This is a genomic window from Modestobacter sp. VKM Ac-2985, assembly GCF_026967925.1.
Taxonomy (GTDB): Bacteria; Actinomycetota; Actinomycetes; order Mycobacteriales; family Geodermatophilaceae; genus Modestobacter.
Window position 1 is genome coordinate 521,472 of sequence record NZ_JAPVBI010000001.1, and the last position, 18,184, is coordinate 539,655.

General features: G+C 73.2%; 17 protein-coding genes. 12 read left to right on the forward strand and 5 right to left on the reverse strand.

Annotation, left to right across the window (positions count from 1 at the left end):
• Position 1 precedes the first annotated feature (1 nt).
• From O2V61_RS02355 to O2V61_RS02370, 4 genes are all read left to right on the forward strand, one after another.
• The gene (locus tag O2V61_RS02355) at positions 2 to 826 is read left to right on the forward strand and encodes a type III pantothenate kinase (protein ID WP_269181729.1); all 825 of its coding nucleotides are present in this window, start codon (positions 2 to 4) and stop codon (positions 824 to 826) included.
• A gap of 9 nt (positions 827 to 835) precedes the next feature.
• Positions 836 to 2,341, forward strand: a complete 1,506-nt coding sequence (lysS, locus tag O2V61_RS02360) for a lysine--tRNA ligase (protein WP_269181730.1) — start codon at positions 836 to 838, stop codon at positions 2,339 to 2,341.
• A 140-nt stretch (positions 2,342 to 2,481) separates the two neighbouring features.
• Positions 2,482 to 2,835 carry a histone-like nucleoid-structuring protein Lsr2 gene (locus O2V61_RS02365; RefSeq protein ID WP_269172175.1) on the forward strand — a complete coding sequence of 118 codons (354 nt, stop codon included), beginning with the start codon at positions 2,482 to 2,484 and terminating at the stop codon, positions 2,833 to 2,835.
• Positions 2,836 to 3,141: 306 nt separating this feature from the next.
• A complete protein-coding gene (locus tag O2V61_RS02370) occupies positions 3,142 to 5,685 on the forward strand; it encodes an ATP-dependent Clp protease ATP-binding subunit (protein ID WP_269181731.1) in 2,544 nt (847 codons plus the stop codon).
• Between the two features lie 182 nt (positions 5,686 to 5,867).
• Here O2V61_RS02370 and O2V61_RS02375 read toward each other — a convergent pair whose 3' ends face one another.
• Entirely contained in the window at positions 5,868 to 6,782 is a 915-nt protein-coding gene (locus O2V61_RS02375; RefSeq protein WP_269181732.1) for an A/G-specific adenine glycosylase, read from the reverse strand.
• 184 nt (positions 6,783 to 6,966) lie between these two features.
• Between O2V61_RS02375 and O2V61_RS02380 the strand changes: the two genes are divergently transcribed.
• The gene (locus O2V61_RS02380; RefSeq protein WP_269181733.1) at positions 6,967 to 7,665 is read left to right on the forward strand and encodes a MucR family transcriptional regulator; all 699 of its coding nucleotides are present in this window, start codon (positions 6,967 to 6,969) and stop codon (positions 7,663 to 7,665) included.
• Positions 7,666 to 7,713: 48 nt separating this feature from the next.
• Here the strand turns inward: O2V61_RS02380 and disA are convergent, their stop codons facing one another.
• The 3 genes from disA to O2V61_RS02395 all read right to left on the reverse strand — a co-directional run bounded on the left by disA (position 7,714) and on the right by O2V61_RS02395 (position 10,977).
• Positions 7,714 to 8,796 (reverse strand): DNA integrity scanning diadenylate cyclase DisA, encoded by a 1,083-nt coding sequence (gene disA, locus O2V61_RS02385; RefSeq protein ID WP_269181734.1) that lies wholly within the window; start codon positions 8,794 to 8,796, stop codon positions 7,714 to 7,716.
• Between the two features lie 127 nt (positions 8,797 to 8,923).
• Positions 8,924 to 10,291: a DNA repair protein RadA gene (radA, locus tag O2V61_RS02390; RefSeq protein WP_269181735.1), complete on the reverse strand. Its 1,368-nt coding sequence runs from the start codon at positions 10,289 to 10,291 to the stop codon at positions 8,924 to 8,926.
• A gap of 47 nt (positions 10,292 to 10,338) precedes the next feature.
• The gene (locus O2V61_RS02395; RefSeq protein WP_269181736.1) at positions 10,339 to 10,977 is read right to left on the reverse strand and encodes a copper chaperone PCu(A)C; all 639 of its coding nucleotides are present in this window, start codon (positions 10,975 to 10,977) and stop codon (positions 10,339 to 10,341) included.
• 102 nt (positions 10,978 to 11,079) lie between these two features.
• On the opposite strand from O2V61_RS02395, the gene O2V61_RS02400 reads away from it, so the two are divergent.
• Positions 11,080 to 12,645, forward strand: coding sequence for a cryptochrome/photolyase family protein (locus O2V61_RS02400; protein WP_269181737.1), 1,566 nt, complete (start codon positions 11,080 to 11,082; stop codon positions 12,643 to 12,645).
• 64 nt (positions 12,646 to 12,709) lie between these two features.
• On the opposite strand, the gene O2V61_RS02405 is transcribed toward O2V61_RS02400, so the two are convergent.
• Positions 12,710 to 13,570 (reverse strand): UbiA family prenyltransferase, encoded by an 861-nt coding sequence (locus O2V61_RS02405; RefSeq protein ID WP_269181738.1) that lies wholly within the window; start codon positions 13,568 to 13,570, stop codon positions 12,710 to 12,712.
• 130 nt (positions 13,571 to 13,700) lie between these two features.
• On the opposite strand from O2V61_RS02405, the gene O2V61_RS02410 reads away from it, so the two are divergent.
• The 6 genes from O2V61_RS02410 to O2V61_RS02435 are packed head-to-tail and all read left to right on the forward strand — an operon-like array spanning position 13,701 to position 18,183.
• Complete coding sequence (locus O2V61_RS02410; protein ID WP_166753741.1) at positions 13,701 to 14,183, forward strand: CarD family transcriptional regulator; 483 nt, start codon at positions 13,701 to 13,703, stop codon at positions 14,181 to 14,183.
• Positions 14,184 to 14,221: 38 nt separating this feature from the next.
• Entirely contained in the window at positions 14,222 to 14,908 is a 687-nt protein-coding gene (ispD, locus tag O2V61_RS02415; RefSeq protein ID WP_269181739.1) for a 2-C-methyl-D-erythritol 4-phosphate cytidylyltransferase, read from the forward strand.
• On the forward strand, positions 14,905 to 15,414 hold the full coding sequence (gene ispF, locus O2V61_RS02420; RefSeq protein WP_269181740.1) for a 2-C-methyl-D-erythritol 2,4-cyclodiphosphate synthase: 510 nt from the start codon (positions 14,905 to 14,907) through the stop codon (positions 15,412 to 15,414). The genes ispD and ispF overlap by 4 nt, the downstream gene beginning before the upstream one ends.
• The gene (cysS, locus tag O2V61_RS02425; RefSeq protein ID WP_269181741.1) at positions 15,411 to 16,811 is read left to right on the forward strand and encodes a cysteine--tRNA ligase; all 1,401 of its coding nucleotides are present in this window, start codon (positions 15,411 to 15,413) and stop codon (positions 16,809 to 16,811) included. Before ispF ends, cysS begins: the two co-directional genes overlap by 4 nt.
• The gene (rlmB, locus tag O2V61_RS02430; RefSeq protein WP_269181742.1) at positions 16,811 to 17,773 is read left to right on the forward strand and encodes a 23S rRNA (guanosine(2251)-2'-O)-methyltransferase RlmB; all 963 of its coding nucleotides are present in this window, start codon (positions 16,811 to 16,813) and stop codon (positions 17,771 to 17,773) included. Before cysS ends, rlmB begins: the two co-directional genes overlap by 1 nt.
• Positions 17,770 to 18,183: a cupin domain-containing protein gene (locus tag O2V61_RS02435; protein WP_269181743.1), complete on the forward strand. Its 414-nt coding sequence runs from the start codon at positions 17,770 to 17,772 to the stop codon at positions 18,181 to 18,183. The genes rlmB and O2V61_RS02435 overlap by 4 nt, the downstream gene beginning before the upstream one ends.
• The last annotated feature ends 1 nt before the right edge of the window (position 18,184 follow it).

Below are 18,184 nucleotides of genomic sequence, written 5' to 3' on the forward strand. Positions count from 1 at the left end.
CGTGCTGCTCACCGTGGACGTCGGCAACAGCCAGACGGTGCTGGCCACCTTCGACGGCGCCCGGCGGGTCGGCTGCTGGCGGGTCACGACCCAGCCGCGGGCCACCGCCGACGAGCTGCACATGCTCTGGCGCGGGCTGCTGCGAGACACCGTGGTCACCGGGGTCGCCGCCTGCTCCACCGTGCCGGCTCAGCTGCCGGCGCTGCGGCAGCTGCTGGACCGGCTCGCCGTCCCGGTCACCCTGATCGGGCCCGGGGTGCGCACCGGGGTGCCGTTGCACGTGGACAACCCGCGCGAGGTGGGCGCCGACCGGGTGGTCACGGCGCTGGCCGCCCACGAGCTGTACGGCCGGCGCCCCGATGGCACCGGGCGGCCGGTGGTGGTGGTGGACTTCGGCACCTCCACCACCGTCGACGCGGTGGGCCCGGACGGGCAGTTCCTCGGCGGCGCGCTCGCGCCCGGCGTCGAGGTGAGCCTGGATGCGCTGGCCGCGCGGGCCGCGCAGCTGCGCTCGGTGGAGCTCACCGTCCCCACCCAGGCGATCGGCAAGAACACCGTCGCCGCCCTGCAGTCCGGGATGGTCCTCGGCTTCGCCGGTCTGGTCGACGGCCTGGTCGCCCGGATCGCCGCCGAACTGGTCGCGCAGTTCGGAGCAGCACCGGTCGTGGTGGCCACCGGCGGACTGCACCCGCTGCTCGTCGACAGCTGCCGGTCGATCGGGGAGCGTGAGCCCGATCTCACCGTGCACGGCCTGCGGCTGGCGTTCGAACGGCACCGGTCCTCCGGCGGGTCCGGCGGTGGCGGGACGTCGTCCGGCCGCCCGTAGGCTCTGCTCGTGAGTGAGGAACCCCCCGGCCCGCCCGAGGACGAACTGCCCGAGCAGCTGCGGGTGCGGCGAGCCAAGCTGGACCGGTTGCGCGAAGCCGGCGTCGACCCCTACCCGGTCACCGTCGCCCGCACGACCACCCTGGCCGAGGTGCGTGCGACGCACCCCGACCTGGAGCCGGACACGATGACCGGCGAGCAGGTCGGCGTCACCGGGCGGGTCATCTTCTCCCGCAACACCGGCAAGCTGTGCTTCGCGACGCTGCGCGAGGGCGACACGGAGCTGCAGGTCATGCTCTCCCGCGACCGGGTCGGCGAGGAGCCGCTCGCCGCGTGGAAGTCCGACGTGGACCTGGGCGACCACGTCCTGGTCACCGGTGAGGTCGGGACGTCGCGGCGTGGGGAGCTGTCGGTCTTCGCAGACTCCTGGCAGCTGGCCGCCAAGGCGCTGCGGCCCCTGCCGGTGGCGCACAAACCGATGAGCGAGGAGCTGCGGGTCCGCCGCCGCTACGTGGACCTGATCGTCCGCGACGAGGCGCGTCGCACGGTGCACCAGAGGTCCACCGTGATGGGCACGCTGCGCTCCGGCCTGACGGCCCGTCGTTTCCTCGAGGTCGAGACGCCGATGCTGCAGACCGTGCACGGCGGCGCCGCTGCCCGACCGTTCCGCACGCACATGAACGCCTTCGACCTGGACCTCTACCTGCGCATCGCCCCCGAGTTGTTCCTGAAGCGGTGCATCGTCGGTGGGCTGGACCGGGTCTTCGAGATCAACAGGAACTTCCGCAACGAGGGGGCCGACTCCTCGCACTCCCCGGAGTTCGCGATGCTCGAGGCCTACGCCGCGTACTGGGATTACCAGGAAATGGCCCGGATGACGCAGGAACTGGTCCAGGAGTGCAGCACGGCGCTGTTCGGCGACCACATCGCCCGGCACCACGACGGCACCGAACTCGACCTGTCCGGCGACTGGCCGCAACTGTCGCTCTACACCGCGGTCTCCGACGCCGTCGGTGAGGAGATCACCCCGCAGACGACGGTGCAGCAGTTGCGCGCGATCGCCGAACGGCACGATGTCGGCGTCGACCCGGCCTGGCTGCCCGGAAAGGTGGTCGAGGAGCTCTTCGAGGCGCTGGTGCAGGACGGGCTGCAGTCGCCGACGTTCGTCATCGACTACCCGGTGGACACCTCGCCGCTCACCCGCGCCCACCGATCGGAGCCGGGCAAGGCCGAGAAGTGGGACCTCTACATCGGCGGGATCGAGCAGGGCACCGCCTACTCGGAGCTGGTGGACCCGGTCGTCCAGCGCGAACGGTTCACCGCGCAGGCGCTGCTGGCCGCCGCCGGGGACCCGGAGGCAATGGCGTTGGACGAGGACTTCCTCGAGGCGCTGGAGTACGGGATGCCCCCGACGGGCGGTCTCGGGTTCGGCATGGACAGGCTCATGATGACGCTCACCGGATTGGGGATCAGGGAGACGATCCTGTTCCCTTTGGTGCGCCCTCTCCATCAATGACTCACCTGTGTGGGGGCATTCGTCGTGAAATAGCCCCGAAATTGGGCTGAATGCCGCAGTTCGTGGTGCAATGGACTCGTCGATCACGGGGGAGCACTGACGACAGTCCACGGCCCCGCAGCAACAGGAGTGAACAGACAATGGCACGTAAGGTCCAGGTGATCCTGAGCGACGACCTCGACGACAGCATCTCCGCTGACGAGACGGTCACGTTCTCCCTCGACGGGACGACGTACGAGATCGACCTGTCGGACAAGAACGCTGCAGAGATGCGCGACGTGTTCGGCAAGTACGTGGCGGCGGCCCGCAAGGTGAGCAGCCGTGGCACCCGGGCCTCGGGCGCGGGTCGGTCGCGGGCCACCGGGGGCGGTGGCCGGATGGACCGCGAGCAGGCCGGCGCGATCCGCGACTGGGCCCGCAGCAACGGCCACCAGGTCAGCGACCGCGGCCGCATCCCGGCCAGCGTGGTCGAGGCCTTCGAGGCAGCGCACTGACGTAGGCGGCGTCTCCTGCTGCACTGCAGGAGGGCCACCACGACGGCCCGGCACCTCCCCTGGGGGTGCCGGGCCGTCGTGCGTCCGCTCATGGCGTAACCGTGGGGGAACACCGTCCCTGGGAGGACAGTTGTCTCCATCGAGCCCCCCGGACGGTTCGACGGCCTGTTCTCGACGCCGACCGGGTGGTGCGAACTACAGTGGAACGACCGGTGCCCCAGCGCGCCGACGTACGTCGGGTGTCCACCGTCCCCTGCCGGGGACACGAGCACAGCAGGTCCAGCCGGTCAGAGGGAGATACAGCAGATGTTCGAACGGTTCACCGACCGAGCCCGTCGCGTGGTCGTCCTGGCGCAAGAAGAAGCCCGGATGCTCAACCACAACTACATCGGCACCGAGCACATCCTCCTGGGTCTGATCCACGAGGGTGAGGGTGTCGCCGCCAAGGCGCTCGAGTCCCTCGGCATCTCGCTGGAGGGCGTCCGCCAGCAGGTCGAGGAGATCATCGGGCAGGGCCAGCAGGCGCCGTCCGGTCACATCCCCTTCACCCCGCGGGCCAAGAAGGTGCTGGAGCTGTCGCTGCGCGAGGCGCTGCAGCTCGGCCACAACTACATCGGCACCGAGCACATCCTGCTCGGCCTGATCCGCGAGGGCGAGGGCGTCGCCGCCCAGGTCCTGGTGAAGCTGGGCGCCGACCTCAACCGCGTGCGCCAGCAGGTCATCCAGCTGCTGAGCGGCTACCAGGGCAAGGAGCCGGCTGCCGCCGGCGGGCCCGCCGAGGGCACCCCGTCGACCTCGCTGGTCCTCGACCAGTTCGGCCGCAACCTGACCCAGGCCGCCCGCGACGGCAAGCTCGACCCGGTCATCGGCCGGGCCAAGGAGATCGAGCGGGTCATGCAGGTGCTGTCCCGCCGCACCAAGAACAACCCGGTCCTGATCGGTGAGCCCGGCGTCGGCAAGACGGCGGCCGTCGAGGGCCTCGCCCAGGCGATCGTCAAGGGCGAGGTGCCCGAGACGCTGAAGGACAAGCAGCTCTACACCCTCGACCTCGGCGCCCTCGTCGCCGGTTCCCGCTACCGCGGTGACTTCGAGGAGCGGCTGAAGAAGGTCCTCAAGGAGATCCGCACCCGCGGCGACATCATCCTGTTCATCGACGAGATCCACACCCTCGTCGGGGCGGGTGCCGCTGAGGGCGCGATCGACGCCGCCAGCATCCTCAAGCCGATGCTGGCCCGTGGTGAGCTGCAGACCATCGGTGCCACCACGCTGGACGAGTACCGCAAGCACCTGGAGAAGGACGCCGCCCTCGAGCGCCGCTTCCAGCCCATCCAGGTCAGCGAGCCGACCCTCGCCCACACCATCGAGATCCTCAAGGGCCTGCGGGACCGCTACGAGGCCCACCACCGGATCAGCATCACCGACGGCGCGCTGGTCGCCGCCGCGACGCTGGCCGACCGGTACATCTCCGACCGTTTCCTCCCGGACAAGGCGATCGACCTGATCGACGAGGCCGGTGCCCGGATGCGGATCAAGCGGATGACCGCCCCGCCGGACCTGCGTGAGTTCGACGACCGGATCGCGGCCATCCGCCGCGAAAAGGAGTCGGCGATCGACGGGCAGGACTTCGAGAAGGCCGCGTCTCTCCGCGACAAGGAGAAGCAGCTGCTGGGCGAGAAGTCCGAGCGCGAGAAGCAGTGGAAGGCCGGTGACATGGACGTCGTCGCCGAGGTCGACGACGAGCAGATCGCCGAGGTCCTCGCCAACTGGACGGGCATCCCGGTCTTCAAGCTGACCGAGGAGGAGACCACCCGGCTGCTCCGCATGGAGGACGAGCTCCACAAGCGGATCATCGGCCAGGAAGAGGCCATCAAGAGCGTCAGCCAGGCGATCCGCCGCACGCGGGCGGGCCTCAAGGACCCTCGTCGTCCCGGTGGCTCGTTCATCTTCGCCGGCCCCTCGGGTGTCGGTAAGACGGAGCTGGCCAAGGCGCTCGCGCAGTTCCTCTTCGGCGAGGACGACGCCCTCATCCAGATCGACATGGGCGAGTTCCACGACAAGTTCACGGTGTCGCGGCTCGTCGGTGCCCCTCCCGGCTACGTCGGTTACGACGAGGGTGGCCAGCTGACCGAGAAGGTGCGGCGCAAGCCGTTCTCGGTGGTCCTCTTCGACGAGATCGAGAAGGCGCACGCCGATGTCTTCAACACGCTGCTGCAGGTGCTGGAGGACGGCCGGCTGACCGACGGTCAGGGCCGGATCGTGGACTTCAAGAACACGATCCTGATCCTGACCACGAACCTCGGGACGCGGGACATCTCCAAGGCCGTCGGTCTCGGTTTCCAGGCCGGGAACGACAGCACCAGCAACTACGAGCGGATGAAGCTCAAGGTCAACGAGGAGCTCAAGCAGCACTTCCGGCCGGAGTTCCTCAACCGCATCGACGACATCGTCGTGTTCCACCAGCTCACCGAGGACGAGATCGTCCACATCGTGGACCTCATGCTCGCCCGGCTGGAGACGCAGCTGACGAACAAGGACATGTCCCTCGAGGTCACCCCGGCGGCGAAGAAGCTGCTCGCCGCCCGTGGCTTCGACCCGGTGCTGGGTGCCCGGCCGCTGCGCCGCACCATCCAGCGCGAGATCGAGGACACGCTGTCGGAGAAGATCCTCTACGGCGAGATCTCCTCCGGGCAGATCATCGTGGTGGACGTCGAGGAGGACGCCGACCCGACGGCCTCGCGCTTCACCTTCCGCGGTGAGGCCAAGCCGATCGACATGCCCGACACCCCGCCGGTGGCGCTCTCGGGCGCCGACGGCGAGGGCGAGGGTCCGGCGGCCACGCCGCCCGAGTGATCGACGACCTCGTCCGCTGACGAGACAGGGGCCGCCCTCCGCATCCGCGGGGGGCGGCCCTTCGTCGTCTCGGCAGCCCGCGAGGTCGGCGTCCACTGCCCGCGTGAGGGGGCGCGGGCGGACCCACCCGGTGCGCTGCCGGGACGGGCTTCCCAGCGACGAGCCGGTACGTCGGGGACGCCTCAGCCGGGCAGGCAGAAGCGGCCGTCCGGGGCCTGCTCGACCAGCCCGTCCACGAGCAGGGAGTCCAGGCACCGCGAGCGCTGGACGGCGTCGTCCCAGGCCGGCGTCAGGGCCTCGGCCGCAACCGGCTCCGGTGCGGCGCGCAGCACGTCGAGCAGCCGGCCACGCACCTGACGGTCGGTGCCGGCGAACTTCTGCACCCGGCGGGCCGGGCCGTCGTGCACCGGGGACCCGGCCAGCCGCCAGGCGCACCGGTCCCGCACCGGGCAGGCGCTGCAGCGGGGCGTGCCGGCGACACAGACGAGTGCACCCAGCTCCATGATCGCCACCGAGAACCGCACGGCGCGGGCGTCGTCGACCGGCGCCAGCGTGGTGATGTCGGTCAGGTCCGACGCCCGGGCCGGCGCCGCCTCGGCGCGACCGTGCACCAGCCGTGCGACGACCCGCCGCACGTTGGTGTCGACGACCGGCTGGCGGCTGCCGTGGCCGAAGCAGGCGACCGCCCGGGCGGTGTAGGTGCCGACGCCCGGCAGGGACTCCAGCTCGGCCACGTCGGCGGGCACCGCGCCACCGTGGCGGGCGGTGATGGCGACGGCGGCCTCCCGCAGCCGCAGCGCCCGCCGCGGGTAGCCGAGCTTGCCCCAGGCCCGGATCACCTCGGCCGGACTGGCGGCCGCCAGGTCCGCCGCCGCCGGCCAGCGGGCCAGCCACTCGCGCCAGACCGGCTCGACCCGGCGCACCGGCGTCTGCTGCAGCATGACCTCGCTGACCAGCACCGCCCACGGGTCGGTGCCGGGCGCGCGCCAGGGCAGGTCCCGGGCCGCCTCGGCGTACCAGTCGACGAGGACGTCGCCGACGGCGTCTCCGGCGGGTGCGGGGTCCTGAGGCGCGGCGTCGGTCGAGGCAGTGCTCACGAGGGTCCAGTGTGCCTCGGCGCACGAGCGCTCCGTCGCGGGTATGGAGGAGAGATCAGGCCGACACTCTGCGTCACCACCCGCCGGGTCGACTGCGGTCCGGGAGCAGCCCGAGGCGATGGGCCTCCTCGGGTCAGGGCGTGGCGTGCGGTCGGCGTCCAGCCGGCCGATTAGCGTCGCCGACGTGCTGCACCCGGTCGGCCCGTTGCCCGCTGTCGTCTACTGGCGACGGCGCCTGCTGGTCCTGGGCTGCGCGGTGGGCGTCCTCGGTGGCGGGGGGTGGCTCGGGGTCGCGGCGGCCACCGGGTCGCCGGACGAGGACACCGTCCTCAGCACCGCCGGTGATGCGCCCGCGCCGGCGCTGGACCAGATCGTGCCGTCGCTGGCGGCGGTCCAGCTCCCGACCGCCCCGCCCACGGCCGGCCCTGTCGAGGAACCGGTGGCCGAGCAGCCGCAGGACGATCCGCCGGCCGAGCCGGCGCAGCTGGACGGGGGTCCCTGCAGCAACGACATGATCGGCGTGGAGGTGCGGCCCACCCCGGCCAGCAGTCCGGTCGGCAGCAAGCCCACGTTCGACCTGGTGGTCACGAACGTCTCGCCGGTCTCCTGTGTGCGGTCGCTCGACAAGGGCCTGCAGGAGATCGTGATGGTCAACGCGGCCGGCATGCGGGTCTGGGGGAGCAACGACTGCTTCCCGGAGGAGACGACGGACGCGAGGACGCTGCAGCCGGGGGAGTCCGTGGTCTTCCCGGTGGTGTGGGGTGGGTTGAGCAGCACCCCGGGGTGCACCGCGGAGCGCGTGCCACCGCCGCCGGGGGACTACGCGCTGCGCGGCCGGCTGGACACGGCGACCAGCCCCGACGCCACCTTCACCCTGACCTGAGGGAGCACGCTCTCCTCCTCATCCCTCGCGAGCTCGGGACGGGGCCGATCAGCTGTAGCGGTCGAGGATGGACGTCTCCGCGAGCCGGGACAGCCCCTCGCGGATGCCGCGGGCCCGGGCCTCGCCGACCCCCTCGACGGCCAGGAGGTCGTCGATGGTCGCCGCGAGCAGCTTCTGCAGCCCACCGAAGTGCGCGACCAGCCGGTCGATGATGCCTGCCGGCAGCCGGGGGACCCGGGCCAGCAGCCGGTAGCCGCGTGGGCTGACCGGGGAGTCCAGGGCGTCCGGGGAGGTCGGCAGGCCGTAGCAGCGGGAGACGGCGGAGAGGTCGAGCAGCTCGGTCGCCGACAGGGCGCGCAGGTCGCCGAGCACCTCCTCGCCGGAGCGGTTCCGGCGACCGCTGGGGAGGTAGTCGCGGACCAGCAGTCCGCGGTCCTCCTCGACCCCGGCGAGCATCTCGTCCAGCTGCAGGGCGAGCAGCCGGCCGTCGGTGCCGAGTTCGACGACGAAGCCCTCGATCTCGTCGGCGATCCGGCGGACCATCTCCAGCCGCTGGCTGACGCTCATCGCGTCACGGACCGTGACGAGGTCCTCGATCTCCAGCGCGGACAGGGTGCTGGCGACCTCGTCGAGCCGGAGCTTGTAGCGCTCCAGGGCGGCGAGGGCCTGGTTGGCGCGCGCGAGGATGGTCGTGGGGTGTTCGAGGGTGTACCGGCGGCCGGCCACGTACACCGAGATGATGTGCATCGACTGGCTCACCGAGATGACCGGGAACCCGGTCTGCAGTGCGACACGCTCGGCGGTGCGGTGCCGGGTGCCGGACTCCTCGGTGGGGATCGTGGGGTCGGGCATCAGGTGCACCCCGGCCCGGACGATCCGGGTGCCGTCGTAGGAGACGATCACCGCGCCGTCCATCTTGGCCAGCTCCCGCAGCCGGGTCGCCGACAGTGCGACGTCCAGGGCGAACCCGCCGGTGCAGAGGGACTCGACGACGCGGTCGTAGCCCAGGACGATCAGTGCTCCGGTGCGGCCGGCCAGGATCCGCTCCAGCCCGTCCCGGAGGGCCGTTCCAGGGGCGATGCGACCGAGCAGTTCCCGCAATGCGGCCTCGGGGTCCACAGCGGGGGACACGGGAGCTCCTGACGGTCGGGCGGTACGGCGGCCGATTCTACGGGTCGGAGGGAGGGGGTCGGTCACCACGGGTCCCCCGTCAGGGCGTCCACCCTGGTGGTGGTCGCACTGCGTCACCACGGCCGGGTCACCACATCCGGGCGAAGGCACCTCCCAGGTCGGGCACCTCGATCAGCCGGATCCCCTTCGGGGCGGGGCCGGAGTCCTCGGGCACGAGAGCGGCCGTGTACCCCTGGCGGGCGGCCTCCGCCAGCCGCCGCCCCGTGCCCCCCACCCGCCGGATCTCCCCGGACAGGCCGACCTCGCCGATCGCGACCAGGCCGGCGGGCAGCGGACGGTCCTTCGAGGCCGAGGCGATCGCCAGCGCGAGCGCCAGGTCGGCGGCGGGCTCGGCGATCCGGACGCCGCCGACGGAGGCGGCGAAGACGTCGGCGTCAGCCAGCCGGACACCACCGCGGCGTTCGACCACGGCGTTGATCATGGCGACCCGTTGGGAGTCCAGCCCGCTGACCGCGCGGCGGGGCGAGCCGCCACCGCCGGCGGTCGCCACGAGGGCCTGCACCTCGGCCAGCAACGGCCGGCTGCCCTCCATCGTCACCGTCACGCAGCTGCCTGGCACCGGTGCGGACCGGCGGGAGACGAACAGGTGCGAGGGGTCGGGGACGCCGACGACACCGCCGTCGCCGATCTCGAAGCAGCCGATCTCGTCGGCGGGGCCGAACCGGTTCTTGGTGGCCCGCACCAGGCGCAGTGTCGAGTGGCGTTCGCCGTCGAAGGAGATCACCACGTCGACCAGGTGCTCCAGCGCCCGCGGACCGGCGATCGCGCCGTCCTTGGTGACGTGGCCGACCAGGATGGTGGTCATGTTCCGGTTCCTGGCCACCGCGCTGAGGGCACTGGCCACGGCGCGCACCTGGGTGGCCCCGCCGTCGGTGCCGTCGACGGCCGGTGACCGGACGGTCTGCACGCTGTCCAGCACGAGCAGGGTGGGCGCCACGTCCTCCACGTGGGCGAGCACCGCGGACAGCTCGGTCTCGGCGGCCAGGTAGAGCTGGTCGTGCAGGGCGCCGATCCGCTCGGCCCGCAGCCGGACCTGTGCGGCGGACTCCTCGCCGGACACGACCAGCGTCGGGCCGTTGGCCGCGGCCACCCGGTGGGCGACCTCCAGGAGCAGCGTGGACTTGCCGACGCCGGGCTCGCCGGCCACCAGCAGCACGGCGCCCGGCACGAGGCCGCCGCCGAGGACGCGGTCGAACTCGGTGATCCCGGTGGGCACGGCCCGGGCGCCGGCGAGCTGCACCTGACCGATCGGGAGCGCCTTGGCGCTGACCGGACCGGCGGAGACGGCGCGCAGCGGCGAGCCGACGGCGCCGACCTCCTGCACGCTGCCCCAGGCCTGGCACTCCGGGCAGCGCCCGACCCACTTGGCGGAGGTGTAGCCGCACTCGGTGCAACGGTGGGCGGGGCGGGTGGACTTCACACCGGATGCTGGCACGCCGTCATGGTGACGGCGGGGTACGACAGTCCGGGCCGGGGTGTGGCTCAGCCCTCGCCGTCGGCCGACTCGTCCTCGCGCGCCTCGTCGCCGGGGAGCTGCTCCTCGGCGCCCTCTTCGCCGCCCTCCTCGCCGTGGAAGTCGAACTCCTCACCGCGAGGCAGGTCACGGGTGGGGACGCCGACAGGCACCGGGACGGTGACCTCCCCGGCCTCCTCGAAGGTGAAGGTGACGTCGATGGACTCCCCGGCGCCGATCTCCTCGGCGAGGTCGACCAGGGCGACCGTGGGGCCGCCGCCGCTGCTCAGGTAGAGGATGCCGTCGGGCGGGATCGTGAGGCCCAGGTCCTCCGACGCGCTGCCGTCGGCCGCCAGCTCGGCGGCGTCGGGGTCGACGACCTCGACGCTGTCGAACGCCTCGCCTTCGATCGACACGAGGGTGTCCCCCTCGATGCCCGTGCTGGCGATGGCGCCGACCAGTCGGGCGTCGCTCCCGCTGGCGTACTGCCCGCCCGTCGGGTACGGCAGGGTCAGGGCCCGCAGCTGCAGGTCCTCCAGATCGGCCTGTACGCCCGCGAGCGGCTCCTGGGACGAGGTCTGCGTGACCTGCCCGGCGCTGCAGGCGGTCAGCCCGATCGGGGTGAGCAGCAGGACACCCATCACGGCAGCGCGCGGTGCGCGGTTCACAGCGTCGACCTCCAGAGACGTGCCGGCCACCGAGGACGCCGGTGGCACGAGTCGCACTGAGCCTAACCGTCGGCCGATGATGTGCGCTGGGAGGTGAGGGCCGTGGCGGCGCGTGCTGAGGGTGACCTGCCCGGTGCTGGCGACCCCGCACTCGCCGACTTCCCAGCTCAGGACCCCGGCAGTCGCCGATGGTGCTTCGCCGACCAGCTCGGGCCGCACTTCCTCGACGCGCCGGACCAGCCCGTGCTGCTGGTCGAGTCGCGCAGCGTCTTCCGCCGCCGCCGGTTCCACCGGCAGAAGGCGCACCTGCTGCTGTCCGCCCTCCGGCACCGCGCCGCCGAGCTCGGGGAGCAGGCCACCTTCCTGCAGACCGACACCTACACCGAGGCGCTGGACCGGGTCCACGGGCGCCTGTCGGTGTGCGCGCCGACCACCTGGCCGGCGCGGGACCTGGTGCTGCGCCGGCCCGACGTGACCGTGCTCGAGGCCCGCGGCTTCGTGACCCGGCAGGCGGACTTCCGGCGCTGGGCGGCAGGCCGTTCGCGGCAGCGCCTGCTGATGGACGACTTCTACCGCGTGGCCCGGCGGGTGCACGGCGTCCTGATGGATGGCGCGGAGCCGGTCGGTGGCACCTGGAACCTCGACCACGAGAACCGCGAGCCGGCGCCCGCCGACGGGCGGGTGGGCGTCCCGCCGCCGTGGCTGCCCGTCGAGGACGAGATCGACGAGCAGGTGCGCGCCGACCTGGACCGCTGGGCGGCCGACGGCGACGTCGCGTTCGTCGGCGACGACGGGCCGCGACTGTTCCCGGTCACGCACGCCGAGACCGAGGAGCGGCTCGAGGACTTCCTCACCCACCGGCTGCGCGCCTTCGGCCCGCACGAGGACGCGATGCTGGCCGGGGACCCGTGGCTGGCGCACTCGATGCTGTCGGCGCCGCTGAACCTCGGGTTGGTCGATCCGTCGGACGTCGTCACCCGGGCCGACCAGGCGTACCGCGACTCGGTGGCGGCCGGTGACCCGTTGCCGCTGAACTCGGTCGAGGGGTTCGTCCGGCAGGTGATGGGCTGGCGGGACTGGATCTGGCACCTGTACTGGCAGCTGGGGCGCGACTACCGGCACGGCAACGCCCTCGACGCCCACGAGGAGGTGCCGGGCTGGATGGGCGAGCTGGAGGCCGAGGCCGTGGGCGCGAACTGCCTGTCCTCCGTGCTCGCCGACGTGCGGGCGCGCGGCTGGGTGCACCACATCCCGAGGCTGATGGTGCTGGGCAACTACGCGCTCCAGCGCGGGATCGAACCGCTGGCGATGACCGACTGGTTCCACCGCATGTTCGTCGACGGCTACGACTGGGTGATGGTCGCCAACGTCGTCGGGATGAGCCAGCACGCCGACGGCGGGGTGCTGGCGACCAAGCCCTACGCCGCCGGTGGCGCCTACATCGACCGGATGAGCGACTACTGCGGTGGCTGCCGGTACGACCCGAAGAAGCGGCTGGGCCCCGACGCCTGCCCGTTCACCGCCGGCTACTGGGCCTTCCTGGAGCGCAACCGGGAGCGGCTGGCCGACAACCGGCGGATGCGCCAGCCGTTGTCCGGGCTGGGGCGGCTCAAGGACCTCGAGGCCGTCGTCGAGCAGGAGCGCGACCGGGGCACCGACCCCCACTGACCGCGGCTGTCCTGCAGGGGCCCGCCGCGACCGGGCGAGCGGTGGAGGCCGGGAGGGACCTCCATCAGGTGATCGCCGCGCCCCCGGCCAGCAGCAGGGCGACGTCCAGCACGGTCAGCAGCAGCACCGCCGGGAAGGCGAGCCGGCGGCCGCGCCGACTGCCGGCGAGCGCGGCGACGACCACGGCCGGGGCGGCGAACGCACAGGCCAGCAGGCCGAGCACGCCGGGTGGTCCGGGCGGTCCCAGCACCAGCAGCAGGGTGGCGGCGCCGAGGAGGACGGCGCCGGTGACCGCGGAGGGCACCGCGCCGACCCGGTGGGGGAGCCCGCGGACCCCGGTGGCCAGGTCGTCGTCGACGTCGGGCGCGACGTTGGCCACGTGCGCCGCGCCGCCGAGCGCCGCCCCGGCCGCGATCAGCCACCAGGGTGCGCCGGGGCTGCCCGGCGCTGCGGCGACCACCCCGGCGGGCAGTGCGCCGAAGCCGGTCAGGTAGGGCAGCGGGGACAGGGCCGTGCGCTTCAGGCCGGCGTCGTAGGCCAGCCCGCTGGCGACCAGCACGAGGAGCAGCAGACCCGGTACGAGGCCGAGGGCCAGGGACGTGACGACCGCGACGACGACGGCGGCGGCGGTCGCCCGGCGCAGCAGCGTCGGGGTGACCACCCCCTGGACGACGGGCTTGTCGGTCCGGCCGACCGCCCGGTCCCGGTCGGCGTCCAGCCAGTCGTTGCACCACCCGATCGAGGCCTGCCCGGCCAGCACCGCGATCCCGACGAGCACGGTCCGCCCGGCCGGGACGCCGGCGGTGACGGCGAGCAGGACGGCGACGGTGGTGACCGCCAGGGTCGGCTCCAGGTGGGTCGCGCGGGCCATCGCCGCGGCGGTCGCGAAGGGCCCGGAGCGGTGTCCGACACCGTCCGACTGCACACCGACCACCTCCCTGTCAACCCCGCGCGGACCTCGATCACGCCGCTGACCAGCACTTTTAGCGGACTCTGCCGAGCCGGGGGGCATTCTTCCGTGCTAACCTGGGCTGAGCGAAAGGGGTCACATACACATGGGCTTCACTGTTGGCGAGACCGTTGTCTACCCGCACCACGGCGCAGCGCTCATCGAGGCGATCGAGCAGCGCACCATCAAGGGCGTCGAGAAGTCGTACCTCGTGCTCAAGGTCGCCCAGGGCGACCTGACCGTCCGCGTGCCGGCCGACAACGCCGAGATCGTGGGCGTCCGCGACGTCGTCGGCCAGGACGGCCTGAACAAGGTCTTCGAGGTGCTGCGCGCGCCGCACACCGAGGAGCCGACCAACTGGTCGCGGCGCTACAAGGCCAACCTCGAGAAGCTGGCCTCCGGTGACGTGAACAAGGTCGCCGAGGTCGTGCGCGACCTCTGGCGTCGCGACAAGGACCGTGGCCTGTCCGCCGGCGAGAAGCGCATGCTCTCGAAGGCGCGGCAGATCCTGGTCAGCGAGCTCGCGCTCGCCGAGGGCACCAACGAGGACAAGGCCGAGGTCCTCCTCGACGAGGTCCTGGCTTCCTGATCGCCCAGCTCCACCCCAGAGACACCCAGACCACTCCCGTGCACGCTGTCGGCATCGTCGCAGCGGCCGGGAGTGGTCTGCGTCTGGGGGCAGAACTGCCCAAGGCGCTGGTGCCCCTCGGCGGCCGGCCGCTGGTCTGCTGGGCGGTCGAGTCGCTGCGTGCCGGCGGGGTCGAGCAGGTGGTCGTCGCCGTCCCGGCGTCGCAGCAGGCGGCCTTCACCGCCGTGCTCCCTGCCGACGTGCAGGTCGTCGTCGGCGGGGACACCCGCACGGCGTCGGTCCGCGCGGCTCTCGCTGCCGCCCGTGAACACGTCTCGGACCAGGAGCGCACCGCGGTGCTGGTCCACGACGCGGCGCGGCCGCTGACCCCACCCGACGTCGTCGCCCGGGTGCTGGCCGCCCTCGCCGGCGGCGCCCGCGCCGTCGTCCCGGTGCTGCCCGTCGTCGACACCACCGTGGTCGTCGACGCCGACGGCGTGGTGACCGCCGACGTCCCCCGCGCCCCGCTGCGCCGGGTGCAGACCCCGCAGGGCTTCGACCGGGCGACCCTGGTGGCCGCCTACGCCCACGCGCACGGCACCGCGGCCGAGTTCACCGACGACGCGTCGGTGGTCCGGGCCGCCGGGATCCCGGTGCACACCGTGGCCGGCGACGAGCGCGCCGCCAAGATCACCGTCGCGCACGACCTGCGGATGGCCGAGCTGCAGACCGAGCGGCTCCGATGAGCCCGGAGCTGCCCCGCGTCGGCATCGGCACCGACGTGCACCCGATCGAGGCCGGCCGCCCGTGCTGGCTCGCCGGCCTGGAGTGGCCGGGCGTCGACGGCTGCGCCGGGCACTCCGACGGCGACGTCGTCGCGCACGCCCTGACCGACGCCGTGCTGTCGGCCGCGGGCCTCGGCGACATCGGTGGGCTGCTGGGCACCGACGACCCCCGCTGGGCGGGCGCCCGTGGTGCCACCGTGCTGGAGCACGTCCGCGAGGTGCTCACCGCGGCCGGCTGGCAGGTCGGCAACGTCTCGGTGCAGTTGATCGGCACCACCCCCAAGGTCGGTCCCCGCCGGGCGGAGGCGGAGGCGGTGCTGTCCGCGGCCCTCGGTGCGCCGGTCAGCGTCACCGCCACCACGACCGACGGGCTGGGCCTCACCGGGCGCGGCGAGGGCCGGGCGGCGGTGGCCACGGCGCTCGTGGTCCGGAGCACGCCCGCCGCGCCCGTAGAATCGACCCGGTGAGCCTCCGCCTGTACGACACGGCCGTCCGCGCCGTGCGTGACTTCACGCCCCTGCGTGCAGGACGGGTCTCCATGTACGTCTGCGGGCTGACCGTGCAGGGCCCGCCGCACATCGGCCACGTCCGGTTCGCGATCGCCTTCGACGTGCTGCGCCGCTGGCTGCTGCACCGGGGCGACGAGGTCACCTACGTCCGCAACGTCACCGACGTCGACGACAAGATCCTCACCAAGGCCGCGGCCGCCGGCGTGCCGTGGTGGGCCTGGGCGTACGAGAACGAGCGCGCCGCCACCCGCGCCTACGAGGTGCTGGGCACGCTGCCGCCCACCTACGAGCCGCGGGCCACCGGCCACGTGCCGGAGATGGTCGAGCTGATCGAGCGGCTCATCGCCGGCGGGCACGCCTACGACGTCGACGGTGACGTCTACTTCGACGTCCGCTCCTTCCCCGGCTACGGCGAGCTGACCGGCCAGAAGCTGGGCGACCTGCAGCCGGCGGCGGACACCGAGACCGACGAGCGCAAGCGCGACCCCCGGGACTTCGCGCTCTGGAAGTCGGCCAAGGACGGCGACCCCGCCACCGCCTCCTGGCCCACCCCCTGGGGCCGCGGGCGCCCGGGCTGGCACCTGGAGTGCTCGGCGATGGCCGAGAAGTACCTCGGTGCCGAGTTCGACGTCCACGGTGGTGGGCTCGACCTGCGCTTCCCGCACCACGAGAACGAGCGGGCCCAGTCGCAGGCCGCCGGGGACGGGTTCGCCCGGTACTGGCTGCACAACGGCTGGGTCACCATGGGCGGCGAGAAGATGAGCAAGTCGCTGGGCAACACCGCCCTGGTCGACGAGGTCGTCCAGCGCGTGCGCCCGGTGGAGCTGCGCTACTACCTGGTGGCTCCGCACTACCGCAGCACGATCGAGTTCACCGAGGCCGCGCTGGAGGAGGCGGGGGTCGCCTACCGGCGGCTGGATTCCTTCGTCCGGCGGGCGGCCGAGGTGGTGGGCGCCGATGCCGGCAAGCCGGTGCTGCCCGCCGAGTTCACCGCCGCCCTGGACGACGACCTGAGCACCCCCGCGGCCGTCGCGGTGGTCCACGAGCTCGTCACCCAGGGCAACAGCGCCCTGGCCGCCGACGACCACGAGGCGCTCGCCGCCGCGCTGGGCGCGGTCCGGGAGATGCTCGGCGTGCTCGGCCTCGACCCGCTCGACCCGCAGTGGGCCGAGGCCGGCGGCGACCGCCGCCTGGCCGAGGCCACCGACGGCCTGGTCGCGCTCGCGCTGGAGCAGCGCGCCGCGGCGAGGGCCCGCAAGGACTACGCGTCAGCTGACGCGATCCGGAACCAGCTCGGCGCCCTGGGCGTGCAGGTCGAGGACACCCCCCAGGGCACACGATGGGAGCTGACCTGATGGCCGGCAACAGTCAACGCCGCGGCCGCTCGGCCGGCGCAGGCAAGAAGACCGCGACCTCCGGGACCGGGGGCAAGAACCGCCGGTCGCTGGCCGGGCGGGGCGCCACCCCGAAGGCCACGGAGCGGCCGCACCACCCGGCGTACAAGGCGGCGAAGGCCGCCGCGGCCCGCCAGGACAACCGGCAGCGGGTGCAGCGGCGCAACGCCGAGGCCCCCGAGCTGCTGCTGGGCCGCAACCCGGTGCTGGAGGCGCTGCGGGCCAGCATCCCGGCGACGGCGCTCTACGTCGTCACCGGTGACACGAGCCGCGGCGGGACCGACGAGCGGATCGCCGAGTCGGTGCAGCTGGCCGCCGACCGCGGGCTGCCGCTGCTCGAGGTGGGCAAGGCCGAGTTCGACCGGATGAGCGACCACGCGCTGCACCAGGGCATCGGCCTGATGGTGCCGCCCTACGACTACGCGCACCCGGACGACCTGCTCGACATCGCCCGCGACTCCGGCCGCCCGCCGCTGATCGTGGCGCTGGACGGCGTCACCGACCCGCGCAACCTGGGCGCGGTCATCCGCTCGGCCGCGGCCTTCGACGCCCACGGTCTCGTCGTGCCCGAGCGCCGCGCGGTGGGCATGACCGGCTCGGCCTGGCGGACCAGCGCCGGCGCTGCGGCCCGCCTGCGGGTGGCCCGAGCCGTCAACCTGGGCCGCAGTCTGGCCTCCTACCAGGAGGCGGGCCTGCAGACCGTCGGCCTGGCTGCCGACGGCGACATGGACATCCACTCCTACGACGGGTTCGCCGACCCGATCGCGCTGGTGGTCGGTGCCGAGGGCGCGGGGCTGTCCCGCCTGGTCCGCGAGCGCTGCGACGTCGTCCTGTCCATCCCGATCACCAAGGACACCGAGTCGCTGAACGTCAGCGTCGCGGCCGGGATCGCGCTCTACGCCGCGGCCTCCGCCCGCCGGTGACCGGACCGGCCGGGCCTGCTGCGCAGGACCGGCCGGCGACGGCGGTGCGGCTCGGGCTCGAGCCGCACCCGGAGGGCGGCTGGTACCGGCGCACCTGGACGTCCTCGGCCGTCGCCGGCGACCGGCCGGCGGCGACGGCGATCGTCTTCCTGCTGGCCGAGGGGGAGCACTCCGCCTGGCACCGGGTCGACGCCGACGAGCTCTGGCTGTGGCACGGGCCGGGTGAGCTGGGCCTGCAGCTCGCCGACACCCCGGACGTCGGCGTCGCGGCGGTGACCCTGGGGCCGGAGCTGGTCCAGGTGCTGGTGCCTGCCGGGCGGTGGCAGCGCACCCTGCCGGCCCGCACCGAGGTGCTGGTCAGCTGCGTGGTGTCCCCGGGTTTCCGGTGGAGCGGGTTCCAGCTGGGCTGAG

Coding starts and splice junctions, on each gene's coding strand:
- O2V61_RS02365 (WP_269172175.1), top strand. CDS start 2,482: ATGGCACGTAAGGTCCAGGTGATCCTGAGCGACGACCTCGACGACAGC.
- O2V61_RS02370 (WP_269181731.1), top strand. CDS start 3,142: ATGTTCGAACGGTTCACCGACCGAGCCCGTCGCGTGGTCGTCCTGGCG.
- O2V61_RS02410 (WP_166753741.1), top strand. CDS start 13,701: ATGGGCTTCACTGTTGGCGAGACCGTTGTCTACCCGCACCACGGCGCA.
- ispF (WP_269181740.1), top strand. CDS start 14,905: ATGAGCCCGGAGCTGCCCCGCGTCGGCATCGGCACCGACGTGCACCCG.
- rlmB (WP_269181742.1), top strand. CDS start 16,811: ATGGCCGGCAACAGTCAACGCCGCGGCCGCTCGGCCGGCGCAGGCAAG.